Genomic DNA, 21,681 nt, shown 5'->3' with positions numbered 1-21,681 from the left:
GTTTACGTAAGGGTAAACCCAAGTTGTGGCGCTTTGGAGCTTACTCATAGACTAAACCCGGTGTGTGGCCAATAAAAACGTACAAAAGGGACAAGCATGGTTTTGCGTCTAATCGACTCAATCAATGAATGGATAGGAAAGCTCATTTCCTTTATTGCCATCATTTTCTCCGCCATTATTATTTACGAAGTGTTCATGCGCTATGTGATGAATCAGCCCACTCGCTGGACTTTTGACGTCACCAAGCAGCTATATGGGTTCTACTTTCTGATGCTGGGCGCCTACGCACTTAAACATCAGGCCCATGTCCGGGTGGATTTGCTGATCAACCGCTTTTCCCCCACCGTTCGCAAATGGACCGAGATTGCGGGTTATCTGATTTTCTTCTTCCCTTTTGCCTGGGTATTTCTGACACGCAGCTACGACTTCGCCATGCGCTCGCTGGCGCAAGGCGAAACCACGTACGGCGCAGTACAGTTGCCCGTCTATCCCTTGAAGATGTCCATGGTCCTGGCCGCCGCGCTTTTGCTGCTCCAGGGCATTGCTGAAGTTATTCGTTTGTTGACCCAGAAGGAAGCCGCTCACCATGACGCCTGAACTGATTGCACTTGTCATGGGTGGCCTGCTCCTGCTTGGGCTATTCATGGGCCATCCCTTGGCCTTTGTTCTGGGTAGTACCGCCGTCATCGGCGCAATGGTGGCTGGCAAGCCCATGGTTCTGGGCATTGTCGTCAACCGCATTTACGGCGATGTCCTGGACAACTACACCCTGATCGCCATTCCTTTATTCATCCTGATGGCGCGCTTCCTGTCCGACTCGGAAGTGACTGACAAGATGTTCGAAGCCTTGCGCCTGCTCATGTCCCGCGTTCGTGGCGGGCTGGCACTGGCCGTGGTGTTCATCTCCATCCTTCTGGCAGCGACCACCGGCATTATTGGCGCCTCCATTACCGTCACCGGCATGATGGCCTTGCGCCCCATGTTGCGATACGGCTACTGCCCCAAGCTGACCACCGGTGTTATTGCGGCCTCCGGCTGTCTGGGCATTCTGATTCCACCGTCCATCATGTTGATCTTGATGGCCAGCTACTCTCCCCTGTCCATCGGTGAGCTGTTCGCTGGTGCATTGATACCGGGTGTCCTGCTGGGCCTGCTGTATGCCGTCTGGGTGGTGTTCGTAGCCTGGCGTCACCCGGAACGTGCCCCCTCGGTGGAGCCTGATGAAAAGATCTCCAAGCCCGCCCTGATCCGCATGCTGCTGGTGGAAGCCGTGCCTCCTATCTTTTTGATTCTGGGCATTCTGGGCTCCATGCTGGCCGGTATTGCAACGGCCACGGAAGCCTCGGCCATTGGGGTGTTGCTGTCCCTGCTGATCGTTATTTTCCGGGGCAAATTCAAATGGTCCATTTTCCTGAATGCGCTTTACGAAACGGGCCGTACTTCCTCCATGATCTTATTTATCGTGGTGGGTGCAACCGCCTTTACCGGCGTCTTTAATATCACCGGCGGTCTGGGTGCCGCACAGGATCTGATGCGTGGCCTGGATATGGAGCCCTGGCTACTTATCGTGGTGATGCTGCTGATTATTTTTGCGCTGGGCTGCTTTCTGGACTGGACCGGTATTGTCCTGCTTTCCTTCCCGATTCTGTTGCCCATTGTGCAAGAGATGGGCATCAGCCTGCTATGGTTTGTGATTCTGGTCGCCGTTGTGTTGCAGACCTCTTTCCTGACCCCTCCCTTTGGTTATGCACTGTTTTACTTGCGGGCCATTACGCCCAAATCCGTCAAAACCATGGAGATCATTACCGGCGTCATTCCATTCATTGCCCTGATTATTTTGATGTGCATCTTGCTGGCCATTTTCCCTGGCCTGGCCACTTGGCTACCCACCGTCCTGTACGGAACTTAAATAAAACAAGGAGACACCATGAAACTGACAAAGAAGGCACTCTTCGCCTTGACGGGTTTTGCCCTGCTGGGCATGACCAGCCTGAGCCAGGCGGCACAAAAGTGGACCATGACCAGTACCTGGCCCGCTTCGATCGAGCTGGTGGAGCTGGACAAGAAATGGGTAGAGCTGGCCAACAAGCTGGTCGGCGACGAACTGAAAATCGAGTTCTTTGAAGGCGGCGCACTGGTTCCAACCGGCGAGGTCTTCAGCGCGGTGGAGTCCGGCACCATACAAGCCGGAGCCGACTGGCCGGGCTACTGGGCAGGCCGCAACCCCGCTTTCTCCCCTTTAGGAACACACTCCAGCCTGTTCAACGCGGTTGACTACGCCAACTGGATCAAGGAATGGGGTGGCGCCGAGCTTTATAACGAGATCTACGGCAAGTACGGCATGGTGTACCTCCCCTACGCCATCACCAATAACGAATCCGGCTTCCATACCAATGTGCCGATTCGCAATCTGGAAGAAATCAAGGGCAAGCGTCTGCGCCTCTCTGGCCTCGAACAAGGCAAGGTGCTGGAAAAGATTGGTGGCACGCAGGTTTCCATGGCTGGCCAGGAACTGTATCAATCGCTTGAACGCGGCGTGATCGAGGGAGCCGAGTTCTCCACGCCGAACGTGGACGTTTCTGCCGGGCTGCATCAGGTCACCAAGCACTGGACCACGCCGGGTTGGCATCAGTCCGCTTCCGTGTTTGGCGTCATGATCAATAAAACCGCCTGGGATGCACTCAGTGATTCGGCCAAGGAGAAACTGCAAATTGCCGCCGACGCCACCATGATGTGGTCCATTGCTTTTACAGAGAAAAAAGCGACAGAAGGTCTGCGCACCTTCCAGAAAGCTGGCGTGGAAATACACCGCATGGATGATGAAAGCCTGAAGACCATTCAGCAAGTCACCAACGAGGTGATGATTTCCATGGCTTGCAGCAATCCTGATGCGGCCAAGGTATATGCCAGCCAGATGGAATACCTGCATGACTACAAGGACTGGCGCGAAACCTCCATGCCCTTCAATCTGGGACGCCCGATTGATGGCCCGGATCTGGAAAAAATCAAAGCCTGCCTGAAATAAAACGCCCTCCTCCAATGAGCTTAAAAGCGATAGTGGTCCGCCACTATCGCTTTTTTTATGCGCCCCGCAATCAAGTCTGAATCGCTTTGATCGCTACAGGACCTGCAGAAAGGCCAGCAAAGCCTGAAGCTCCTCGTCGCTCAAGTTCAAGACCCGTATCCATTCCGATTTACGCGGCACCAAAAGGCCGGTTTCTTTAGGGTCCGGCCCCATTGCTACGTCATACATACGCAACAGGCCATCCAGGCTGGGGAACAAACCGTTGTGCATCCAGGGACCTGCCTTGGCAACATTGCGCAGGCTAGGTGTTCGGAACAGCCCCAGATCCGCAGGATCTCGGGTCCATTCAAATCGTCCCAGATCCTGCAAGCGACGCCCATAAAAAGACAGGCCGATATTGTGAAAACCGTTGTCTGTCAGCATGGGGCCGTTATGGCAATTCATGCAGCGCGCCTTGGTACGGAACAGGTGCAGGCCGATCAGTTCCTGATCATTCAAGGCAGCCGTATTCCCGGCGATAAATTCATCAAAGCGCGTTGCTGCCGGGCGAATGGTAACGACATAGGCGGCCAGGGCTCGGGCCAGCCGCTCAGCGTCGATGGAATTGGATGAAGATGCGCCAAAGGCTTGTTGAAATGCCTGACGATAGCCTTCCGAATCCTGCAAACGTGGAATCAAGTCACTCAAGGCATGGTTCATTTCTACCGGGTTTTCTATGGGGCCGACGACTTGCTCCTGCAAGGTTCGAGCACGGCCATCCCAGAACAGATCTTTAGCAAAAGGCGCAGCAAACAAGGGTGGAGTACGGCGTTTTCCCATCAAGCCATCCTCCCCTACGGCTGATGCCTTGCCATCGGTAAAGGACTTGTCGGGCTGATGACAGGAGGCACAGGAGATCTGCTTTTTACGGGACAGCTGCTTGTCAAAAAACAGCCGTGCCCCCAAGGAGACGATCTGCCTGTTCCTGGCATCCTCTGCCGCCTCGGGCTGGGCGCTGGAGCCAGGCCCAGGCACGGGGCCCCACTCTTGCCAGGGCTGCCCTGGATCAATAGTGGGCGCAGGCCATTGAGCGGGGACATTTTTATAGAGGGCGCGTAGACACCTGGCCTCAAGCATGTCCTTAGCTCCACAGGATTGCTCTGTTGTCTCCGACGCGGAAAGCCCCGTAGTGACCACAGGAGCAGAAGCTAAACCTGAGCCAAGCTTCTGGTCCGCTCCTGTCTCCACTCCCCCCGCAGCGCAAGCTGCCCCTGACAGCACGGTTGCCAGTGCCGCCATCAGCAAACTTGCGCCAGCTTGTCCCCCTTTTAATACCGATAGGAAGCGCGCAGCCACAGCTCTCGTCCTGTGCGATATAGGTTCGGGTTCAGCACCGAGGTTGGTGTCGAAACCACCACGGGTGCTTGCTTGTCCAGCACGTTCAGCACATCCAGCCCCAGGCCCAGACCTTTAAGCATGGCCGGTTCCCAATCCAGACGCATATCCCAGGTCCAATAAGAACCGACCCGACCGGACTCGTACTTCTCCAAGCCATCGCCCCGATTCAGACCCACATAGTGCACATCCATGCGGGCGCTGTTCCAATTGATCCGGTTGTTCATCTGCAAACCATAACGCGCCCACATGCCGGTTACGCCAGCGCTGACTCGCCAAGGCAGGTTGTAGTCCCCCACTGGACGATCACCACGGCGTATCAGGTCGCCGTTGTAATAGATGTTCTCCTCCTGTTCCTCGGCTTCACCGTCATAACCGTCGGCCAACTTGTTATTACGCTTGCTGTGCTGATAGGTCACATCCACACGCCCCGTCCACAAGCTCTCGCCCAAGGTCCAAGGGGCCGTGTTCATCAAACTCAAGGTAAAGGCATCGGTTTTGGACTTGCCATTATTGGTGTAGGTGTAGCCCGTCCTCGCCTGCCCTTCGATAGAGACTTGTTGACGACCATAGCGGCGCACATAGGCCAGTTCGGCTGCTACTTTGTTCGTCAGCTGTTGCTGCAAACGCAAGGCCCACTCGTCGTCATACGGGGTTTTCAGGCCATCCAGCTTGTAGGCCGTATGCGAAGGACGGTCTACCGGATTGCCGCCCGTCACCAGCAAGGTGTGCAACTGGCTCTTGCGCTCGCGCATGGCAATTCCAAGAATATCCATGCCGTAATAGCGCGACCAGCCACCCGACAGACGGGTTTCACCCGTTCCCAGCACATCCCATTCCAGCAAGGTGCGCGGAGCCAGATTGGTATTGCCAAAGTAATTGTCCTTATCCATGCGCAAGCCCGTTGTCAGGGCCAGACGCTGCCAGGACATGCGATCCGATACATAAACGGACGCATTGGTATAGCTGACGCCCACCTCTCCAGCGCGGTAATAGTTCAAGACCTGCACCTTGCTGGGCTGCCCATCGCTGTAATGGCGTCTCTGCCCCCCGTAGGCATCCCGATCTCGGACAAACTCTCCCTTGGTATGGGCCAGCTCAAAACCTACGTAGGGCGTATGTTCGATTGCCCCGGTCTGAAACGGCTTGAACTCCAGTCGGGTCTTCATGGTCAGATTGCGTTGCTCGGTGGACTCCTGCCCGAAACCACCGCTGATATAGGTGTAGTCGGGGCGGCCATTGGGCAGAAACACCATATTGACCATATATTCCGTGCCGTCGGAATTACGGTAGCTGTTCATCTGGTCATAACCCAGCTGAACCCGCCCTTGCCCCCAACCAAAGTCATGATTCAGGTCGAAACCCAGACCATAGGCTTTTTGTTGATGCTGCCACTGAACACGATTAGCCGTGATGCCGGAATCCACCAGATCCTCGCGTCGATCCGCGTACTTGAGGGTCCAGGCGGAATCCGTGCTGGCACTCCAACGGGTATGGATTTTGGCGAACACATTATCGACACGGTCTTTGGAGTTCGTATTCACATCACTGAACTCCTTCTCGTGCAAGACCCGCATGGTGCGATCAATGCTGGATTCACGCCGGGACACATTGATCAAGGCCGAGGTATTGTCCGTAATACCCACATCCAGCATGGCGGACGAAAAACGCTTGGTCCAGGCAGGGGTGAATCCGGGCTCACCCGCCCCAAACTTTTTCTTTTGCTCTTCAGGTACAGTCTGCGACGTCAAACCCGAGGAGTTGTAGCTGAAGTCCGCACGGAAGCTGTTATTGCCCTTGGGATCACGCACCTTGGCATCGACCACGCCCCCAGTGAAGCGGCCGTATTCCACGGGAATGCTGCTATCGAGCACCGTCACGCTTTCCAGCATATTCGTGTCCAGGTTGTAGGCCTGGGAGTAGGCGGGCACATTGCCTACCTGCAAATTCAAATTGCGGCTGGCTGGATCAATCTGATTGGTGGAGCTGATGCCATCAATCTGGAACTGATTCTGGAACGGACTGGCCCCATAGAAGCTGATATCTTCCAGCGCCAGAGAACCACGGTTGGCACTGGTTTTTGCGGCCTCGTTCTGACGCACGGCCGGGTTATCGGCCAGAAGGCTGGACAGATCACGGTTACCCGCTGCGCGTTGATCCAGTTCCTCGCGGGTATAGTTGCGTTCACCAACACGCTGGCCTTGTACACGGACGGGCTCCAGCACGGACAAGCCTTTGGCAACGGGAGCCGTCACAATCGTGTAGCGCTGATCGCCCTGGGCTCTGGCCGCCAGTCCCCAAGGGGCCAGCAAGGTATCCAAGGCCTGCTCAACCGTCAGTTCGCCCTGCAAGGCCCCGGCTCGCTTTTCCCGAACCTGTCCCGGTGAAAACGCAATTTCCACCTGGGCCAGACGGCCAATTTGCAAAAGTGCATCAGCCAAAGGCTGAGAGGCCATATCCAGCACAATAGGCCCGGCAGCGTGTGCCGGCATGGGCTGCATCACGAACAAAACACCGGCCATCAAGAAAGCCAGTTGCCCCTGCTTGAAGCGCGAGCCTTGGGAAGAAGAAAGAGACTTGGTTGTCACGCCGGGGCGAGCTTGCCTGCGCAAGGCAAAAAGAGACGGCGTGTCCTGCAAAGCGCACTTCATGATTGAGCATCCTATGTAAACAACTACCCTCAGGACGCTGTGCTACCCCTCTCCCCTCACCCCTGATTGCCATCGTATTTTTTAATTGTTAATAATTATCATTAGTAAATGACTATAAGTCCTGGTAACTCCTTGATTTGCAAGCCTTGGCCCGAGGTCAGCAAGTTCAGGGCAGCGGCTGGGCGAGCCGCTTGCACCACACCGGACACTCGCATTGAGCCCGCCTGCTCGCTGCCAATCCAGATCACTCGATGGGTGTATTCCCCCAACTGACGGGCAACTTCTTTCAAACTGACATCATCAAAGCTCAGCAAGCCGTTCACCCAGGCGGGCGCCGCTTCCGCATATGTGGACGTTGCAGGCTGAGCCAACTGCGCCCGCAGTTGCCCGCCCGCTACCGTGGCACTGTCTCCCGGCTGCAAGATTACTGGCTGCGAGCTCTCGCAAGACTGGCACTGCACCTGCACGGTATGTTCGTATACCGCCACGGCGCTGATCTGATCGTTAAGACTGACCTCGTAGCGTGTTCCCAAAGCCGTCGCCTGTGTCGGGCCGGCCTGCACGGTGAACGGACCTGTCTGGGGCGAAGCAGGCACCACCTGGAAGAAAGCACGCCCCGACTCCACGCTGACTTGTCGTTGGCCATTTTCAAAATTCAGCCGCACACGGGTCTGTGCGTCCAGAATCGCCACCGAGCCATCAGACAAACTCAACTGAGTGATCTCCACCCCGCTGCGGATTGAGCCTTGCAGCTCAAACATCTGCCAGGCGTAAAAAGAGACGCCCATCAAGACACAGGCACTGGCCAGGGTTTTGACGCGTGACTTTCTCTTTTTACGGGCGATAGGCAACACCGAAACCTGATCCAGCCTCCGCCAACTGGCTGCCAAGGCATCGTAGGTTTGAGCATGCAACGGATCGGCTTCATACCAGGCGTCGAACTGGGCCAGGGCGTCCGGCTCCAGCTTGGTGCCTTCTTTACGCACCACCCAGCGGGCGGCGTCTTCATCTACTCGGCTCCAGGCCGAATCTGACTGCGCGTTCATACTGCGGAATTAAAGACTTGGTGCGCCACCAACAAAATGCGCATCATGTGTTTCTCAATCGTGCTCTCGGACACTGACAACTTCTGGGCGATCTGCGCGTAGCTCATCTCCTCACAGCGATGCATCATGAAAATCCGCACACTGCGCTGGGACTGGGCCATCAAGGCCTGCTCCAGACGTTGCAAGGTTTCCTTGGCCAGCACTTCCTCGTACGTATCCGGGGCATGGTGATGGGCAACACTCAAGGCGTAGCCATCGAAAGCAGCCTGCTCACGTGTTTGACGCCGATACCAGTCCGCCGCGATATTGGCAGCCACTCTGAACACATAGGCCCGGTGGTTGTCCACCGCGACCTGCTTGCCCTTCTCCAGCAAACGCAGCCAGGTATCATGAGCGCAATCTTGCGCCAGTTCAGAGCAATCAGTACGCTTGCGCAGATAGCGGATCAAATCCGGGTAGTGGGTCAGGAACGCCGCCGTCAACTTGGACATAGAGACAATCAGGTTAGCATCTAATTAATAATCATTCTCATTATTATATACAAGTCCAGCGCCTTGTTTGCGACTACCTGCCATCAATACGTTGGCTGATAGTTGCTGTCGCCTGGATGTATTCCCCTGTCTGTACGCATAAAAAAAGCGCAGCGTGTCTATACGCTGCGCCTGAAAAAACCTAAGTTTGAGTACTTAGGCTTTCTTCAAATACATGGCCTTCAACAAGTAGCTGATCCCATCAATCTTGCAATCGACTTCGTGGTCACCACGAACCAGACGTATGCCTTTGGCCTTGGCACCTTTCTTCAAGGTGCTGGAGCCTTTAACCTTCAAGTCGCGGATCAGAATCACATCGTCGCCCGCAGCCAGCAAGTTACCGTTGCTGTCCTTGACGATCAGCTCATCGTCATCGGTATCCGTTTCGGCAGCCGGGTCCGCATCTTGCCATTCATAGCCACAATCGGCACATACCCATTGCTCCGTGTCATGGTAGGTATTTTCCAAGGTGCACTGAGGACAGGGAAGCGGTGTGCTCATATTTTTTTCCTGTAAAAAGCTGGGTGCTGCTGCACCAGAAGTGCGGCCAGTTTAGCCCTTTGCATCAGGAAGACCAAAAACGCAAGATTCACATCAACCATGGCAATGGGCTTGCGGCCAAGCCGTACCTCATTCATAGCAACGTCAGCCCCCTTAAAAAGGGCAAATAAACTGCGCATCAGGCTACAGAATTAACAATCTCTTCAAGCACCAATCCCATACTGCCTCCACCGACTGTCTGACCGGCGCTGATCGCTTGCGTACCAGATAGAAATCCGGCCCTAAAGCCCCTGCTTCCGCCACCTGCACCAGACGCCCAGCGGCCAGATCTGTTGCCACAAAAGCCCTGCACGCCAAAGCCACACCTTGACCCGCCATGGCTGCATCCAATGCCAGCGTTGTCTGGTTGAACACCGGGCCCGGCAATCTGCCACTGCCTTTCAAAAACGTAGCCCAATGATCGTGAGCATCATGCAATAAAGGCAAAGCACGCAGTTGCTCAATCGACAATGGAAGCGTCATGTTCCCTATCAAACGAGGACTGGCCACGGCCACCAGATCCTGACGAAACAGCAGTTGGGCCTCCAAATCCGCCGCAAAAGGCGGGCGAGTCAGGCGCACGGCAATATCAACCTGATCGCGCTCAAAATCCGACAAGGCCTCGGTTGCCACGGTACGCAGCTCCACATCGGGCAAGGCCGCTTGCAAATCCCCCAGGCGGGGAATCAGCAATTTGGCCGCCACCGTGGGCGTGACGCTGATCGTGACTGTATCGGGGCGTACCAACAAACGCCCTGTTGCATCAGCCAAAGTGTCAAAAGCACGAGTCACCTCGGCCAAATAGGCCGCGCCCGCTAAAGTCAGCTGCAAACCACGTGGATGACGCTGAAACAGCGCAAGCCCCAGATGCTCTTCCAAGGCCCGAACTTGCTGGGCGACCGCACCTTGAGTCACGCCCAGCTCATCAGCAGCGGCACGAAAACTCAAACGACGGCCAGACACTTCAAAAGCACGCAAGGCATTGAGCGGAGGCAATGAACGGCGAGATTTCATCATTTTTTGACAGTAGTTTTTCTACATCCTGGAGGGTTTATTTATCGCATGATTTTTCCATTCCAGACTGAAATAATAATATCAATCTCAACATATGGAGGCTCTCATGACTGTAGAAAAAGTAGCACTTATTAGCGCAGGCGGCTCGGGCATGGGCGCCGCTGCGGCCCGCAGGCTGGCTCAAGATGGTTATCGCGTCGCCATCCTGTCCTCGTCCGGCAAGGGCGAGGCACTGGCTAAAGAACTGGGCGGGGTGGGCCTGACTGGCTCGAATCAATCTAACGAAGATCTACAGCGCCTGGTTGACCTGGCCATGCAGCGCTGGGGGCGTATCGACGCCCTGGTCAGCTCCGCTGGACACGGTCCACGCGGCCCGGTTCTGGAGATCAGCGACGAAGACTGGCATAAGGGCATGGATGTCTACTTTCTGAATGCCGTGCGTCCAGCACGACTGGTAGCGCCCATCATGGCCGCGCAAGGTGGTGGGGCTATTGTGAATATTTCTACAGCCTGGGCGTTTGAGCCTGCGGAGATGTTCCCCACTTCGGCGGTATTCCGCGCCGGGCTAGCCAGCTTCACCAAGATTTTTGCGGACAGCTATGCAGCCAAGAATGTACGCATGAACAACGTGCTGCCTGGCTGGATTGATAGCCTGCCGGCGACCGAAGAACGTCGAGAAAGCGTGCCTATGGGACGTTATGGAAAAGCCGAGGAAATTGCCGCGACAATTGCGTTTTTGTTGTCGGATGGAGCCGGCTACATTACGGGACAGAACATCAAAGTGGATGGTGGGCTGACTCGGTCAGTGTGAACTGCCAAGAGCTGAGCAGACTGGCTGTATTCACACTAAGGCTACTGTTCGCACACTAAATAAAGGCCTTATGGGATCCATAAGTTCAATCCAGCAACTGAGGAATAAACCAGCAAAGCAGTAATAATGTCTTGACGCAATGCTACGGTGCCTGGACGTCCAGGTCGGCTCGAACGAGAGCCGACCTACTCACACCGCACAACATCAACTCTGAACCTCTGCACCAAAAACTCCAGGCGAACAATCACATCCCAGTTGCTAACGCGCTTGCCCGTGCCACGGAACAAGCTTGGCCTGCAATCGACGCAAACCGATTTCAAGCACAAACGCCACCAAGGCAATAAGCAGAATCCCCGCCATCACCACATCAGTTGCCAGAAACTGCCCTGCTGACTGAACCATAAATCCCAAACCACGCGTGGCAGCAACCAGCTCCGAAGCCACAAGGGTTGACCACCCCACTCCCAAACCGATGCGCAAGCCCGTCAAAATATCAGGCAAGGCGCTGGGGAGAATGATGTAACGCAGCAACTGAGCACGCGTCGCCCCCAGAGATTGAGCCGCACGCAGTTTCACCGGATCCACATTACGCACTCCGCCAGCTGTCGCTATCGTGATCGGCGCAAAAATCGCCAGATAAATCAGCAGTACTTTTGATAGCTCACCAATCCCAAACCAGATCACGATCAGCGGCAAATACGCCAGCGGAGGAATCGGGCGATAGAATTCAATCAAAGGGTCCAGAATGCCTTGGGCAATGCGATTACGACCAATGGCGATACCTGTAGGAATCGCCAACAAGACAGCCGCAAACAATGCCAAGCTAATCCGCCACAAACTGGCCACCAAATGCTGCTGCACCGTGGCATCCATATAGCCCACAGTGAACAGACGAAAAACGCGACTCAGCACAGCCTGGGGTGAAGGCAGGAACAGCGGGTCCACATAGCCCCAAGCGGTGACGGCCCACCACAAAAACAGCACCCCACTTAAAGTGAGCAAACTGATCACGGCAATAGACGTCTGCCGAGACTTAGTGGGCGCTGATTGATCAGGCTTGGAATCGCCACTCACGCTTAAAGACGAAGCGCCCGACAAACCAGCGATATCGCGCGGTTGCAGAACCTCGCCAGCGACAGAGGATTTCATGAACAGTCTCCTAAACTCAGGATGAAGCGGTAACGGGATGCGCCGAGAACACATGCTCCAGCACACGCTCTCGCGCCGCAATGAACTCCGGCGAAGACTTCACCTGACGTACCGGCTGCCCATCGGTGTAACGCCGCCCAAAGTCTAGCGTCAGACGCTCCACCACATGCCCAGGCGTACCGCCCAAAATAATCAGATCGGTAGCCAGAAACACAGCTTCCTCAATATCGTGAGTAATCAGAAAAACAGGCTTGGCGCTACGCTGCCAGACATTCAACAAAAGCGTCTGCGCCTGCTCTCGGGTAAAGGCATCCAGCGCCCCAAAAGGCTCGTCCAGCAAGAGCACACGCGGGTCCGCTGTCAGAGCACGAGCAATACCCACCCGCTGCTTCTGACCACCAGACAATTGCCAGATACGGCGCTGCTCCAATCCCTCCAGCCCCACCAGGGCCAATTGATGACGAGCTACCGCCTGACGCTGCTCCTTGGAGTCACCCCGCAGCGTCAAACCAAAAGCCACATTTTCCAGAACCGTCTGCCAAGGCAGCAAGGCGTCGTCCTGGAACACCACACCGCGATCAGCCCCAGGGCCGCGCACAGGTTCGCCATCTAAGATAATCGTTCCAGCACTGGGCAAGGTGAAGCCTGCAATCAGATTCAACAAAGTAGTCTTCCCACTTCCCGAAGGCCCCAGCACCACCACCAACTGCCCCGGCCCCAATTGCAGCGACACATCTCGCAGCGCCAGATGATCGGCACCGGGATAACGTGCGCTGACGTGATTCAGTGTTAACTGCGCCATCAGAATTACTTGGCCGACGAGGCAGCCGCCTCGACATATTTGCTGGTGGTGTAACCCGCGTAATCAGGCAAGACCTCGTCGATACGGCCCTGCTCTTTCAGGAAGGCAGAGGTATCGGCCAAGGCCTTGGCAGTGGGCTGACCTAAAGTTTTGATTTGATCAGCCGCAGATAAAAAGCCGCTGCCAGCCAGAACATTGGGAATTTCTTGAGGCGTCGCACCAGTCAAGCGGGACAGCTTGTTGATGTGATCGGCATTGGCTACCCAGGCAGCAGGATCATGCGTATAGCCCTCGTACGCAGCCAAGGTGACACGCGCAAAAGCCGACACAATATCCGGATGTTTTTCCGCAAAATCCTTGCGCACTAACCACACATCAAAAGTCGGAGCACCCAGCTTGGCCAGTTCCCCTGAACTGATCAGCACCTTGCCGCTTTCCTTGGCCTTGCTCAAGGCCGGGTCCCACGTATAAGCACCATCAATATCACCACGAGCCCAGGCTGCCACAATATTGGCCGGCGTCAGATTGATGATATTGACCTGCTTGGGGTCGATCTTCCAATGCTTGAGCGCAGCCAGCAGACTGTAATGACTGGTCGACACAAAAGGCGTGGCAATCGTCTTGCCAATGAGGTCCTGCGGAGTTTGAATGCCCGAGCCATTTCGCACCACCAGCTCTTCACTGGTTCCCAGCTCGGCAGCAATCAGGAAAGTCTCGATAGGTAATTTACGGCTGGCCGCGGCGGCCAAGGGGCTGGAGCCTAAATAGGCAATCTGCACATCACCCGAAGCGACGGCATTGATAACCTCTGCCCCACCATCAAACTTGCGCCAGTCGATTTTGGCGCCGGTTTCTTTTTCATAAACACCGTCTGCCTGAGGCACATTGGATGGAGTGGGAATGGTCTGATAAGCAACGGTCAGGCTGGTGGCCTGCGCGCTTAGAGATACGACGCTGGCCGCTAAAGCCAGGCCCAGATGCTGCAGAGTTTTCGTCAACGACATGAAGCATTCCTCGATTATTTTTGCGGCTGGATAAGCCGTTAGGTCGAGGAATCAGGATAGACAAAGCGAGACGGCTGGCAAAAGACCGATTTCGCTTATTGTTAGTGCGTGAATTTATGAGGTGGGTGAACACCCTAACTACGCACTTTACATTGCATAAAAGTATCCAAACGGATACAATTGGCCCCATGAACACGATCAACCGCACCGAGACCTTCAGCTCCTGGCTATCGGGCTTAAAAGACCTCAAGGCCAGAGCGAAAGATCGTGGTTCGCATTAAACAAGCCAGCCTGGGTAATTTCGGAGACGTAAAGCCAATTAGTGATGGCGTGTCTGAGATGCACATCCACTTCGGCCCGGGCTATCGTCTCTACTATGCTCGTGAGGGCCGTGTGGTCTATCTGCTACTTAGCGGGGGCGACAAGTCCTCTCAAAAACAAGACATAAAAACTGCAATCGCTATGTGGAAAAAAATTCAGGAGGATCAATCATGACCGCCATCAAAACTGCCCCTTTCGACGCCGCTGAATATCTTGATAGTGAGGAATCTATCGCCGAGTACCTCTCTGCTGCTTTGGAAGAGGACGATCCAGCCTTGTTCCTTTCTGCGCTTGCGGATGTGGTTAAAGCCAGAGGCATGACAAAGATGGCAAAAGACGCCGGTGTAGGCCGAGAAAGCCTGTACAAGGCCCTGGCTCCCGGTGCCAAGCCACGATATGACACTGTGCTGAAATTAGCGCGGGCTGCTGGGGTGAAATTAACGACAGAGCCGCTTCATGCACGATAGGGCGCTATCAGGGGTTGGCGGACAAGCGCACTTCCAATTGATCTGCCGTAACAGAAAAAAGCCACCCACTGAGTGGTGGCTTCTTCATCTGAAAAACAATAAACTGCAGCGACAATCACACACCACACAACAGTCCGATTTTGGCCATTTTATGGCATTTTTTGGCTATTCACGACACGTTCCGGTCACAGCACAGATAAAGAGGCCCGCCCTAGAGCGGGCTTTTTTTCGCCCACGCATGACAGTAGGCAAGGCTATGCAGACTACAGTGCCCCTAAGCCGGCGAGCGACTACTTTAACCGCTTGAAATGTTCTTCCAACCGCTGAATTCGAGTTTTGATTTCTGCTTTATCAAATGCATTTTTGATGGCCTGGCTATTCAACAACCTCTGTTGCTCGCTGGCGGGTAAATCATCCCATAAGCTCAATAAGGATGCCCCTAAAAAACCAAGTATCAACTGATCATCTTCATCTAGCTGATCTACGGCTCGTGCCACTGCCAAGGCTTTCAATTGAGATCCGCCATCGTCATCCCATTGCCCGCCGCCTGATGAAACTTCTGTATTCATGACGCCCTCCCTAATCGGCGGTTAAACGAATTGTCAGTATAGACCTCTTCAGCCTTGCAAGCAGATTTAAAGCAAAGTACACAGACTGAATTCCCCTTAAAATACAATGATTTACAAATTAGCATGGTGGGTATTTTCAGGATCAGCCTAGTATGAACTTAGACCTTCTCGTTGACACCCTGAAGGCGCTACTGGCGCTGTTGCTCAGACTCTCTGAGAAATATCCCGCCAGTCATGGCAGGAGTGCCTATGACACACTATCTCCGGTCCATTGGAAGAAAAGTTAACTTGCTTCGCTTCCCCCTTCTCTCGGCCGCCGACCCCGCCGAACCCACTATCCCGGACCCCCGCGACAAACGCCCCGTTGAAATCGAACGGATCCACGAAGACGATCAGACATTACCTGCAAACGATGAGCCCATCGGCGACAAGAAACCTCGCTCCCCTCCTCCAGCGCAAAACGATCAATCCATTTTTAACTAACTGTTAGTGCATCACAGCACAAAGCAGTGCCCTCAAATCGCCTGATTTGCTGCTGGGATTCACCTATTGGAGTCTCTCATGACACAAACAACCAGCTCGCCCAACAAACCCCAAGCCCCTTCCCAAAACCCATCACCGTCTCCTGATCGAAAAGCGGCCATGCATCCTGACGACAAGAAGGATGGCAATAAAGATGGCAAAGCTCCGCAGGACCAGCCGAAAGGCAAATAAGTAGCTTTCGCAGACTCGCCCCAACGAGTCTGCAATACGGGACTGCCAAACATTCCGGCAACAGCCCCTCCCCCTGACGACTCCAACAACAATAATAACTTTTCATCACTCTGGCTAATGCCTGGAGCTCCCCCCTTCAGGAGAACAAAGTGCCCTATCAAAGCTCACATAATCTGTGCACTCTATGCCAGCTGTTACCCTTATCCTCTTCGATCAGCCTCAAGCACGAATTTATGGCTGTTGCCGGCCCTTGCTTGCAAGGCTCTGGTGAAGCTCAAAAATCTTTATACCAATGCTCCAACTGCAAAACATTGTGGCTGTATGAGCGCGACCGTTGTGGCGCTTACCTAGGCTTTAAGCTATGGCCGGGTATGCAGCAGGATTTCCAACGCTAGTACACTGTGTAGAGTTGAAAACAAAAAGGCCTGCGATGATGTGTCATTGCAGGCCCTTTCTATAGCGGGATGGGATAGCGATTCAAGTCTCGAGGTTTATCTTCCCCGTACAGCCCCTCTTCCTGTGGGTTTGTGATCATGGGCAGCACTGGCGCGCTTGATCCCCGCATTAGGAGCCTGAGCTGGCCAACCCACTTGCGGCGGAGTGAGCTCAGACTTGCGTGTACTTGGCTTCTTAGCCGGTTTGCCTCTCTTGTCCATTATGACCTCCATTGGTCAATGGCAGCCCCAACAAATGTTAGGACATAAGTACAGGATAGGCGATAAACCGATAAATAGCTTGTTTATCTTCATCTGGTAGCCAGTACGCAAAATAAAGCCGCGTGAGGCTGAACAAGCCACCGCGGTCCGAGCAGTCCCAGACTGTCGCGTCCGCTTAGTAATCTCAACTGCGCGAGTAGATGTTCTTCCCCTGCCAGATGTCACACACGCGTAAGCTGATAAACACAAAAACCTAAAGATTGGCACCCCGCCACCAAGCAGATGAGCAATGTAAAGTGCCAGGCTCCAAACACAAATTACCCTACAGCCATATAAGCACTCTTTCCACACATTGCTTTACATCCGTAACTTTTTGCGCATTTTAAAAACCCGTCTGAGCGTAAAGTCTGAAAGAAATAAAAGCAATGAGAATTGATTCGTATTTCCCGAGCTAGTTAGAGCTTAGCTGTTACCTGTATCAACCTTTACCAAAGGAGCAATATATCGGAAAGCTAGACCACGGCACCATGTGCATCATGTGTCAGACATTGCCACTTTCCAAACCCCGCACATCGCGGCCACCCCAACATAACGGCTTTAACCCAAAAGAGGATTCTGGACAGTTTGGCATTCAGCGTCTTTACCAATGCACAGTCTGCCACATGCACTGGATTTATCAGCAGGACAAATGGCAAGCCTGCTTAGGGTTCAAGTTATGGTCAGGTACATTGAACACCTTTCTGACTCACGACAATCGGCAAGCTCCTCAACCTTCAATACTGTCGACGGCCAGCACAAGCAAAGGTGCGGTTCGCTTTAATTAAGAGAGATGAGCCTACCACCGGAAACATCCTTTTAAAGACCCACAAAACCAATTCGCCCAAATTAGGTGAAAGAATGACTAACTCAACAACTATCTCTAAGCTATTGGCAGCCTCAGCACTCAGCCTTGGGCTAAGCGCCGGTGCCATGGCAGAAGACAGGCCCTCCCACCCTGACCTTTCTGCAACAGCCGGGAAAGGAGCAGCTGAGGAGAAAACCCCAGGAGAAGCAAACGCTAAAGAGGTACACAACCGCGGGGCCGATACTCAACAAAACACATCTGACGCAGAAATCACAAAGCAGGTAAAGGCCCGCCTAGCCGCCCAGAAAGAACTGCAGGGCAACACCATTTCAGTCGAAACCAAAAATGGAGTCACTAAGCTCACTGGTGCAGTTTCAGATGACAAGCAACTGCAGAAGGCAATTTCAGATGCGGAAAGCATCAAAGGCGTGAGCAAGGTTGACGCCACCGGCTTGACAGTGAAGGCCAACTGATCGACATTCCTCTGATCAAAAACACAGCCGCCCCCAAGTTACAGCCTCTGTTTCCACATAGCGCAACACTCTTATCGGCGTGGCGTCAATCTCAGCATCAGAGCGCCACTGGAAAGGCCGCTGGGCGGCGGCGAAGTAGCTACCGCCCTTCGCTGCCACCCATCCGCTTGCGAGCACGGTCGCGCACAGCATCGTCATCCAGGCGCTCAATCGTTTCAGTTGCATCTCTTGATACCCCCACCACGGCAGCCATGTCTGCCTTTATTTGTTTCTGCTCTGCCTGGGCCTTACCCTGACGCCGCCCGATCAGCAGCAGCGCCAGAGCGGCAAGGTTCAGGCCCCCCCAGCAGGCCCAGCAGCACCTTGCCGCTCTGGCGCTGCAGGCGCTGGTCGGCGTCGGCTTGGCTGATGCGCGGACCCTGAACGACGCCCGGCCCGGCATCGGCGAAGCCTTCTCTGGTTCTGGTGTGGCCTGCTCCACTTTCTGCGGACGAAAAAAAAGGGCCAGCAAGCCCCAGACGAGCATGACCACCAGATCAACTGAGTTGTTTGCCCAGTGATGCAGCTCGTACTGCTAGATCACAGCGACACCGTCCAAGATCGAAGCCACCACCGTGCTGACTACGCCCACAATCCATTCAGACTGTGTGCGCGGCCGCTCCATCTGCTCTTTAACAACTGACGACATAATGAATGGCCTGCCGACGCACATAACATATGAAAGCGGGCCAGCAACAAAACTAACCCCTGCGACTCAGAACCGCTATCTCGCAAGCATGACACGCATCTTGTCTCTTGCGGCAGATGCTGGGTGGATCGACCGCAAACCCAAGCTACAGATAGCAAGAGAAGCAACCGTACGCGTTCACTGGCTTACCCAGGCAAAGGCCGATCAATTCCTGAACGCTATCCGTTTGAATTGGGTGCGAGACTCCTGCGAGTTTGCGTTGGCAACGGACTGCCGCGCTGCCGAAATATTCTCACTAACCTGGGACAAGGTGGATCTGGGTAGGAGTCTGGCCTGGGTCACGAATGACTTGGCCAGGTCGGGCCGTGCACGAGCAGTCCCATTGAACGAGCATGCCGTGGAGGCGGTTAAGCGCAGAATAGGAACCCATGCAAGCCTGGTGTTCTCTCGAATATGGGCAGGGTCGCAAATTGAGCAGATCGACCGCAGAGCATTTACTGCGGCAATGAAGGAGGTTGGGCTACGGGACTTCCGCTTTCACGATCTGCGTCACACCTGGGCGAGCTGGCATGTTCAGAATGGCACCCCACTCTTCGTATTGAAAGAGCTGGGTGGCTGGGAGACTTTGGACATGGTGAAGAAGTATGCCCACCTGGACGCAGGCCATCTGGCACAGTACGCCAATCACGTCACGTTTAGGTCACAGCAAACGGCAGGCAAGAAAAAAGCCGCCTAAGAAGGCGGCTTTAAAACCTTGATAAACAAGGATAATTCTGGTGGCGCATCCCTGATTCGAACAGGGGACCTGCGGATTATGATTCCGTCGCTCTAACCTGCTGAGCTAATGCGCCGAAGAAGAAATTATAGCAAGGTTTCGTCTTTTAGCAAGCACTTATCTCGATCTTTTTTCATCTTTTTGATAATTCTCTCCTATGAAAACGCTAAGCCCTTGTATTCATTGAGCTTCCCTTCTTCAACGCCTGCTCCTGCCACCCATCCAAATGATACAAAAAGTAAACGACCCGGCCTTTTCCTGCTACTCCTCCCCCTTGCGCCCTATCAAGCCTGTTTGTCATTCCCTATTGCTACACTGCCTGCTTGGCGTTTGACCCGTCCTTGTTAATTGACTGACGTCCGTGATCCGGACCTTCCACAGGAACTTTGTTTATGGCCAGTACGCTTGCTATTGTTGTCTCGCTTTTGCTGCTGATGTTCTTCGCTTATCGGGGGGTGACGGTTCTGTTGCTGGCTCCCTTGATGGCCGCCCTGGCTGTGCTGCTCTCGGGGGACTCCGGGTTTTTGTTGCCCATCTACACATCCACCTTCATGAGCGCGCTTAGCGGCTATGTGCTTCAGTTCTTGCCCATCTTCTTGTTAGGTGCCTTGTTTGGTCAGTTGATGGCGGACTCCGGTGCGGCTCAGGCGATTGCTCAGTGGATTACACGCAAGCTGGGACATCGTCATGCTATTGCCACCATTGTGATGGTGTGCGGCGTACTGACTTATGGTGGGGTGTCCTTGTTCGTGGTGGCCTTTGCCATCTATCCGATCGCCAAGGATCTGTTTCGCGCCGCAGGCATCCCCAAGCGTCTGATTCCCGCGTCGATTGCTTTGGGCTCCTTTACCTTCACCATGACGGCTCTGCCTGGCACGCCTGCCATTCAGAACGCGATTCCTATTCCTTATTACGGCACTAACGTGTTTGCTGCACCGGGGCTGGGGATTATTGGTGGTTTGATCATGGCTTTGGGTGGCCTGTGGTGGCTGCAGTCGCGTGCGCGCAAAGCTATTGCGAATGGCGAAGGCTATGGCGACCACGGTCAGGATCATTTTGATGCCAGCGACGATCACAGTACGCATGGTCAGAAACCCATGCCTATCTTCCTGGCTATCTTGCCGCTGATTCTGGTGATTGGCGTCAATGCCTTGTTCACTTATGGGATTTTCCCCGGCACAAACTTCGAGTTCATGGCCGAGCGCTTCCCTCAGGTTGATCCTGCCAAGATTACGGGTCTGTGGGCGCTGATTATTGCCTTGATTACCGCGAACCTGGTGCTGATCATCAGCCGCTTGGGTCACTGGAAGAGTCTGCGCGAGAGCATCAATAAAGGCGTATTTGGTTTCATGCTGCCGTTGTTCAATACCGCCTCTGAAGTTGGTTACGGCGCGGTAATTGCCAGCCTGGCAGGCTTTGCGATTATTCGGGACTTTGTATTGAACGTGGCTCCTGGCAATCCACTGATCTCGGAAGCAGTCGCCATGACGACATTGGCCGGGATTACAGGCTCGTCTTCAGGTGGTTTGAGTATTGCCTTGCAGACGTTGGGTTCGGATTATTTGGCGATGGCTCAGCAAGCTGGCATCAGCCCTGAACTGCTGCACCGTGTGGCGGTGATGGCAGCGGGCGGTCTGGATACCCTGCCCCATTGCGGCGCGATCATTACCTTGCTGTCGATCTGCAAGCTGAACCACCGTCAGTCCTATGGCAATATCGCCATGGTGACAATGGCTGCTCCTATCTTTGCGCTGATCACCGTGATTACGTTGGGTACGATTTTTGGCAGCTTCTAGATTTTCTTCTTATCAGTGCATCGAGCCAGCCCATTGGGCTGGCTTTTTAGTCCAAATGGAGACAGCCGACACACCAGGACCGTAGAGTCAGGATGTTAAAACCACACCCAAGAACCATTTAAACCTGCCTAAGTAGAAACACCAGCAACAACAAGGGCCTCCATAAGCAACTGATTTACAACAATAAAAATCAACATAACATAAACAATATAACCATTATCACGCTATTTTCAGATATTCTCCGCCACTATCAGAAATGCTTCATGCCTATGAAGCTAGCCAGCTAACTAAAAAATAATCAGGTCCCGCTACGCCATCTACAAAAAAGGCGAGGCGAGGTCCTACCTGATACGAAGATTCGGAGACACACATATGAAATTTGGCCAAAAGCCCAACTTCGGGTTCTGACACGTCCCTATCATCAGCCACGCT

At 54.1% G+C, this 21,681-nt stretch carries 23 protein-coding genes and 1 tRNA gene; 11 read left to right on the top strand and 13 right to left on the bottom strand.

Going from position 1 to position 21,681, the window contains the following annotated elements; genetic code table 11:
* Nucleotides 1–96 precede the first annotated feature (96 nt).
* The 3 genes from NBV64_RS07205 to dctP are packed head-to-tail and all read left to right on the top strand — an operon-like array spanning nt 97 to nt 3,025.
* Nucleotides 97–597 carry a TRAP transporter small permease subunit gene (locus tag NBV64_RS07205; RefSeq protein WP_009458438.1) on the top strand — a complete coding sequence of 167 codons (501 nt, stop codon included), beginning with the start codon at nt 97–99 and terminating at the stop codon, nt 595–597.
* Nucleotides 587–1,909 (top strand): TRAP transporter large permease, encoded by a 1,323-nt coding sequence (locus NBV64_RS07200; RefSeq protein ID WP_009458431.1) that lies wholly within the window; start codon nt 587–589, stop codon nt 1,907–1,909. Before NBV64_RS07205 ends, NBV64_RS07200 begins: the two co-directional genes overlap by 11 nt.
* Before the next feature lie 18 nt (nt 1,910–1,927).
* Nucleotides 1,928–3,025: a TRAP transporter substrate-binding protein DctP gene (gene dctP, locus NBV64_RS07195; RefSeq protein ID WP_026484510.1), complete on the top strand. Its 1,098-nt coding sequence runs from the start codon at nt 1,928–1,930 to the stop codon at nt 3,023–3,025.
* A 93-nt stretch (nt 3,026–3,118) separates the two neighbouring features.
* On the opposite strand, the gene NBV64_RS07190 is transcribed toward dctP, so the two are convergent.
* The 7 genes from NBV64_RS07190 to NBV64_RS07160 all read right to left on the bottom strand — a co-directional run bounded on the left by NBV64_RS07190 (nt 3,119) and on the right by NBV64_RS07160 (nt 10,183).
* Nucleotides 3,119–4,141, bottom strand: a complete 1,023-nt coding sequence (locus NBV64_RS07190; protein ID WP_250756975.1) for a cytochrome-c peroxidase — start codon at nt 4,139–4,141, stop codon at nt 3,119–3,121.
* Between the two features lie 191 nt (nt 4,142–4,332).
* Nucleotides 4,333–7,050 (bottom strand): TonB-dependent receptor, encoded by a 2,718-nt coding sequence (locus tag NBV64_RS07185; RefSeq protein ID WP_250756974.1) that lies wholly within the window; start codon nt 7,048–7,050, stop codon nt 4,333–4,335.
* Nucleotides 7,051–7,151: 101 nt separating this feature from the next.
* The gene (locus NBV64_RS07180) at nt 7,152–8,096 is read right to left on the bottom strand and encodes a FecR family protein (RefSeq protein WP_250756973.1); all 945 of its coding nucleotides are present in this window, start codon (nt 8,094–8,096) and stop codon (nt 7,152–7,154) included.
* The gene (locus NBV64_RS07175; protein ID WP_250756972.1) at nt 8,093–8,587 is read right to left on the bottom strand and encodes an RNA polymerase sigma factor; all 495 of its coding nucleotides are present in this window, start codon (nt 8,585–8,587) and stop codon (nt 8,093–8,095) included. Before NBV64_RS07175 ends, NBV64_RS07180 begins: the two co-directional genes overlap by 4 nt.
* A 195-nt stretch (nt 8,588–8,782) precedes the next feature.
* Nucleotides 8,783–9,127, bottom strand: a complete 345-nt coding sequence (locus NBV64_RS07170; protein ID WP_026484515.1) for a zinc ribbon domain-containing protein YjdM — start codon at nt 9,125–9,127, stop codon at nt 8,783–8,785.
* Nucleotides 9,124–9,306: a hypothetical protein gene (locus NBV64_RS07165; RefSeq protein WP_250756971.1), complete on the bottom strand. Its 183-nt coding sequence runs from the start codon at nt 9,304–9,306 to the stop codon at nt 9,124–9,126. The genes NBV64_RS07170 and NBV64_RS07165 overlap by 4 nt, the downstream gene beginning before the upstream one ends.
* Nucleotides 9,307–9,310: 4 nt before the next feature.
* Nucleotides 9,311–10,183 carry a LysR substrate-binding domain-containing protein gene (locus NBV64_RS07160; RefSeq protein ID WP_250756970.1) on the bottom strand — a complete coding sequence of 291 codons (873 nt, stop codon included), beginning with the start codon at nt 10,181–10,183 and terminating at the stop codon, nt 9,311–9,313.
* Between the two features lie 103 nt (nt 10,184–10,286).
* Here NBV64_RS07160 and NBV64_RS07155 point away from each other — a divergent pair, with 103 nt between their 5' ends.
* Complete coding sequence (locus NBV64_RS07155) at nt 10,287–10,991, top strand: SDR family oxidoreductase (RefSeq protein ID WP_060186934.1); 705 nt, start codon at nt 10,287–10,289, stop codon at nt 10,989–10,991.
* Nucleotides 10,992–11,249: 258 nt separating this feature from the next.
* Here the strand turns inward: NBV64_RS07155 and tauC are convergent, their stop codons facing one another.
* The 3 genes from tauC to tauA are packed head-to-tail and all read right to left on the bottom strand — an operon-like array spanning nt 11,250 to nt 13,946.
* Entirely contained in the window at nt 11,250–12,140 is an 891-nt protein-coding gene (tauC, locus tag NBV64_RS07150; protein WP_250756969.1) for a taurine ABC transporter permease TauC, read from the bottom strand.
* Between the two features lie 16 nt (nt 12,141–12,156).
* Nucleotides 12,157–12,942: a taurine ABC transporter ATP-binding subunit gene (tauB, locus tag NBV64_RS07145; protein ID WP_250756968.1), complete on the bottom strand. Its 786-nt coding sequence runs from the start codon at nt 12,940–12,942 to the stop codon at nt 12,157–12,159.
* 5 nt (nt 12,943–12,947) lie between these two features.
* Nucleotides 12,948–13,946, bottom strand: a complete 999-nt coding sequence (gene tauA / locus NBV64_RS07140) for a taurine ABC transporter substrate-binding protein (RefSeq protein WP_250756967.1) — start codon at nt 13,944–13,946, stop codon at nt 12,948–12,950.
* A 267-nt stretch (nt 13,947–14,213) separates the two neighbouring features.
* On the opposite strand from tauA, the gene NBV64_RS07135 reads away from it, so the two are divergent.
* Nucleotides 14,214–14,441 carry a type II toxin-antitoxin system RelE/ParE family toxin gene (locus NBV64_RS07135; protein WP_342467221.1) on the top strand — a complete coding sequence of 76 codons (228 nt, stop codon included), beginning with the start codon at nt 14,214–14,216 and terminating at the stop codon, nt 14,439–14,441.
* Nucleotides 14,438–14,734, top strand: a complete 297-nt coding sequence (locus NBV64_RS07130) for an addiction module antidote protein (protein ID WP_250756966.1) — start codon at nt 14,438–14,440, stop codon at nt 14,732–14,734. The genes NBV64_RS07135 and NBV64_RS07130 overlap by 4 nt, the downstream gene beginning before the upstream one ends.
* A 290-nt stretch (nt 14,735–15,024) precedes the next feature.
* Here NBV64_RS07130 and NBV64_RS07125 read toward each other — a convergent pair whose 3' ends face one another.
* Nucleotides 15,025–15,303: a hypothetical protein gene (locus tag NBV64_RS07125; RefSeq protein WP_203144928.1), complete on the bottom strand. Its 279-nt coding sequence runs from the start codon at nt 15,301–15,303 to the stop codon at nt 15,025–15,027.
* Nucleotides 15,304–15,552: 249 nt separating this feature from the next.
* Between NBV64_RS07125 and NBV64_RS07120 the strand changes: the two genes are divergently transcribed.
* The 3 genes from NBV64_RS07120 (at nt 15,553) to NBV64_RS07110 (ending at nt 17,990) form a co-directional block, all read left to right on the top strand.
* Nucleotides 15,553–15,786, top strand: a complete 234-nt coding sequence (locus NBV64_RS07120) for a hypothetical protein (RefSeq protein WP_203144929.1) — start codon at nt 15,553–15,555, stop codon at nt 15,784–15,786.
* 78 nt (nt 15,787–15,864) lie between these two features.
* The gene (locus NBV64_RS07115) at nt 15,865–16,017 is read left to right on the top strand and encodes a hypothetical protein (protein ID WP_181363933.1); all 153 of its coding nucleotides are present in this window, start codon (nt 15,865–15,867) and stop codon (nt 16,015–16,017) included.
* A gap of 1,553 nt (nt 16,018–17,570) precedes the next feature.
* A complete protein-coding gene (locus NBV64_RS07110) occupies nt 17,571–17,990 on the top strand; it encodes a BON domain-containing protein (RefSeq protein WP_250756965.1) in 420 nt (139 codons plus the stop codon).
* A gap of 139 nt (nt 17,991–18,129) precedes the next feature.
* Here the strand turns inward: NBV64_RS07110 and NBV64_RS07105 are convergent, their stop codons facing one another.
* Nucleotides 18,130–18,516, bottom strand: coding sequence for a hypothetical protein (locus NBV64_RS07105; protein WP_250756964.1), 387 nt, complete (start codon nt 18,514–18,516; stop codon nt 18,130–18,132).
* A 163-nt stretch (nt 18,517–18,679) separates the two neighbouring features.
* On the opposite strand from NBV64_RS07105, the gene NBV64_RS07100 reads away from it, so the two are divergent.
* Complete coding sequence (locus NBV64_RS07100; RefSeq protein ID WP_352230610.1) at nt 18,680–19,414, top strand: site-specific integrase; 735 nt, start codon at nt 18,680–18,682, stop codon at nt 19,412–19,414.
* Between the two features lie 38 nt (nt 19,415–19,452).
* Here NBV64_RS07100 and NBV64_RS07095 read toward each other — a convergent pair.
* A tRNA-Met gene (locus tag NBV64_RS07095) sits at nt 19,453–19,529 on the bottom strand.
* Nucleotides 19,530–19,845: 316 nt separating this feature from the next.
* Here NBV64_RS07095 and NBV64_RS07090 point away from each other — a divergent pair.
* Nucleotides 19,846–21,249: a GntP family permease gene (locus tag NBV64_RS07090; RefSeq protein WP_035269147.1), complete on the top strand. Its 1,404-nt coding sequence runs from the start codon at nt 19,846–19,848 to the stop codon at nt 21,247–21,249.
* Nucleotides 21,250–21,681 lie beyond the last annotated feature (432 nt).

It is taken from the genome of Alcaligenes sp. DN25 (assembly GCF_023674485.1).
GTDB lineage: Bacteria > Pseudomonadota > Gammaproteobacteria > Burkholderiales > Burkholderiaceae_B > Alcaligenes > Alcaligenes phenolicus.
The sequence above is the reverse complement of the archived record's forward strand: the minus strand, read 5'-3'. Positions and strand labels throughout refer to the sequence as shown.

What these genes read in the sequence shown, in the direction of transcription:
- NBV64_RS07205 (WP_009458438.1), top strand. Translation starts at nt 97, where the DNA reads ATGGTTTTGCGTCTAATCGACTCAATCAATGAATGGATAGGAAAGCTC.
- tauC (WP_250756969.1), bottom strand. Translation starts at nt 12,140, where the DNA reads ATGAAATCCTCTGTCGCTGGCGAGGTTCTGCAACCGCGCGATATCGCT.
- tauB (WP_250756968.1), bottom strand. Translation starts at nt 12,942, where the DNA reads ATGGCGCAGTTAACACTGAATCACGTCAGCGCACGTTATCCCGGTGCC.
- NBV64_RS07125 (WP_203144928.1), bottom strand. Translation starts at nt 15,303, where the DNA reads ATGAATACAGAAGTTTCATCAGGCGGCGGGCAATGGGATGACGATGGC.
- NBV64_RS07090 (WP_035269147.1), top strand. Translation starts at nt 19,846, where the DNA reads ATGGCCAGTACGCTTGCTATTGTTGTCTCGCTTTTGCTGCTGATGTTC.
- NBV64_RS07170 (WP_026484515.1), bottom strand. Translation starts at nt 9,127, where the DNA reads ATGAGCACACCGCTTCCCTGTCCTCAGTGCACCTTGGAAAATACCTAC.
- NBV64_RS07160 (WP_250756970.1), bottom strand. Translation starts at nt 10,183, where the DNA reads ATGATGAAATCTCGCCGTTCATTGCCTCCGCTCAATGCCTTGCGTGCT.
- tauA (WP_250756967.1), bottom strand. Translation starts at nt 13,946, where the DNA reads ATGTCGTTGACGAAAACTCTGCAGCATCTGGGCCTGGCTTTAGCGGCC.
- NBV64_RS07175 (WP_250756972.1), bottom strand. Translation starts at nt 8,587, where the DNA reads ATGTCCAAGTTGACGGCGGCGTTCCTGACCCACTACCCGGATTTGATC.
- NBV64_RS07100 (WP_352230610.1), top strand. Translation starts at nt 18,680, where the DNA reads ATGAATGGCCTGCCGACGCACATAACATATGAAAGCGGGCCAGCAACA.
- NBV64_RS07190 (WP_250756975.1), bottom strand. Translation starts at nt 4,141, where the DNA reads ATGCTTGAGGCCAGGTGTCTACGCGCCCTCTATAAAAATGTCCCCGCT.
- NBV64_RS07155 (WP_060186934.1), top strand. Translation starts at nt 10,287, where the DNA reads ATGACTGTAGAAAAAGTAGCACTTATTAGCGCAGGCGGCTCGGGCATG.
- NBV64_RS07130 (WP_250756966.1), top strand. Translation starts at nt 14,438, where the DNA reads ATGACCGCCATCAAAACTGCCCCTTTCGACGCCGCTGAATATCTTGAT.
- NBV64_RS07105 (WP_250756964.1), bottom strand. Translation starts at nt 18,516, where the DNA reads ATGCTCGTCTGGGGCTTGCTGGCCCTTTTTTTTCGTCCGCAGAAAGTG.
- NBV64_RS07200 (WP_009458431.1), top strand. Translation starts at nt 587, where the DNA reads ATGACGCCTGAACTGATTGCACTTGTCATGGGTGGCCTGCTCCTGCTT.
- NBV64_RS07115 (WP_181363933.1), top strand. Translation starts at nt 15,865, where the DNA reads ATGACACAAACAACCAGCTCGCCCAACAAACCCCAAGCCCCTTCCCAA.
- NBV64_RS07110 (WP_250756965.1), top strand. Translation starts at nt 17,571, where the DNA reads ATGACTAACTCAACAACTATCTCTAAGCTATTGGCAGCCTCAGCACTC.
- NBV64_RS07180 (WP_250756973.1), bottom strand. Translation starts at nt 8,096, where the DNA reads ATGAACGCGCAGTCAGATTCGGCCTGGAGCCGAGTAGATGAAGACGCC.
- NBV64_RS07185 (WP_250756974.1), bottom strand. Translation starts at nt 7,050, where the DNA reads ATGAAGTGCGCTTTGCAGGACACGCCGTCTCTTTTTGCCTTGCGCAGG.
- dctP (WP_026484510.1), top strand. Translation starts at nt 1,928, where the DNA reads ATGAAACTGACAAAGAAGGCACTCTTCGCCTTGACGGGTTTTGCCCTG.
- NBV64_RS07120 (WP_203144929.1), top strand. Translation starts at nt 15,553, where the DNA reads ATGACACACTATCTCCGGTCCATTGGAAGAAAAGTTAACTTGCTTCGC.
- NBV64_RS07165 (WP_250756971.1), bottom strand. Translation starts at nt 9,306, where the DNA reads ATGCGCAGTTTATTTGCCCTTTTTAAGGGGGCTGACGTTGCTATGAAT.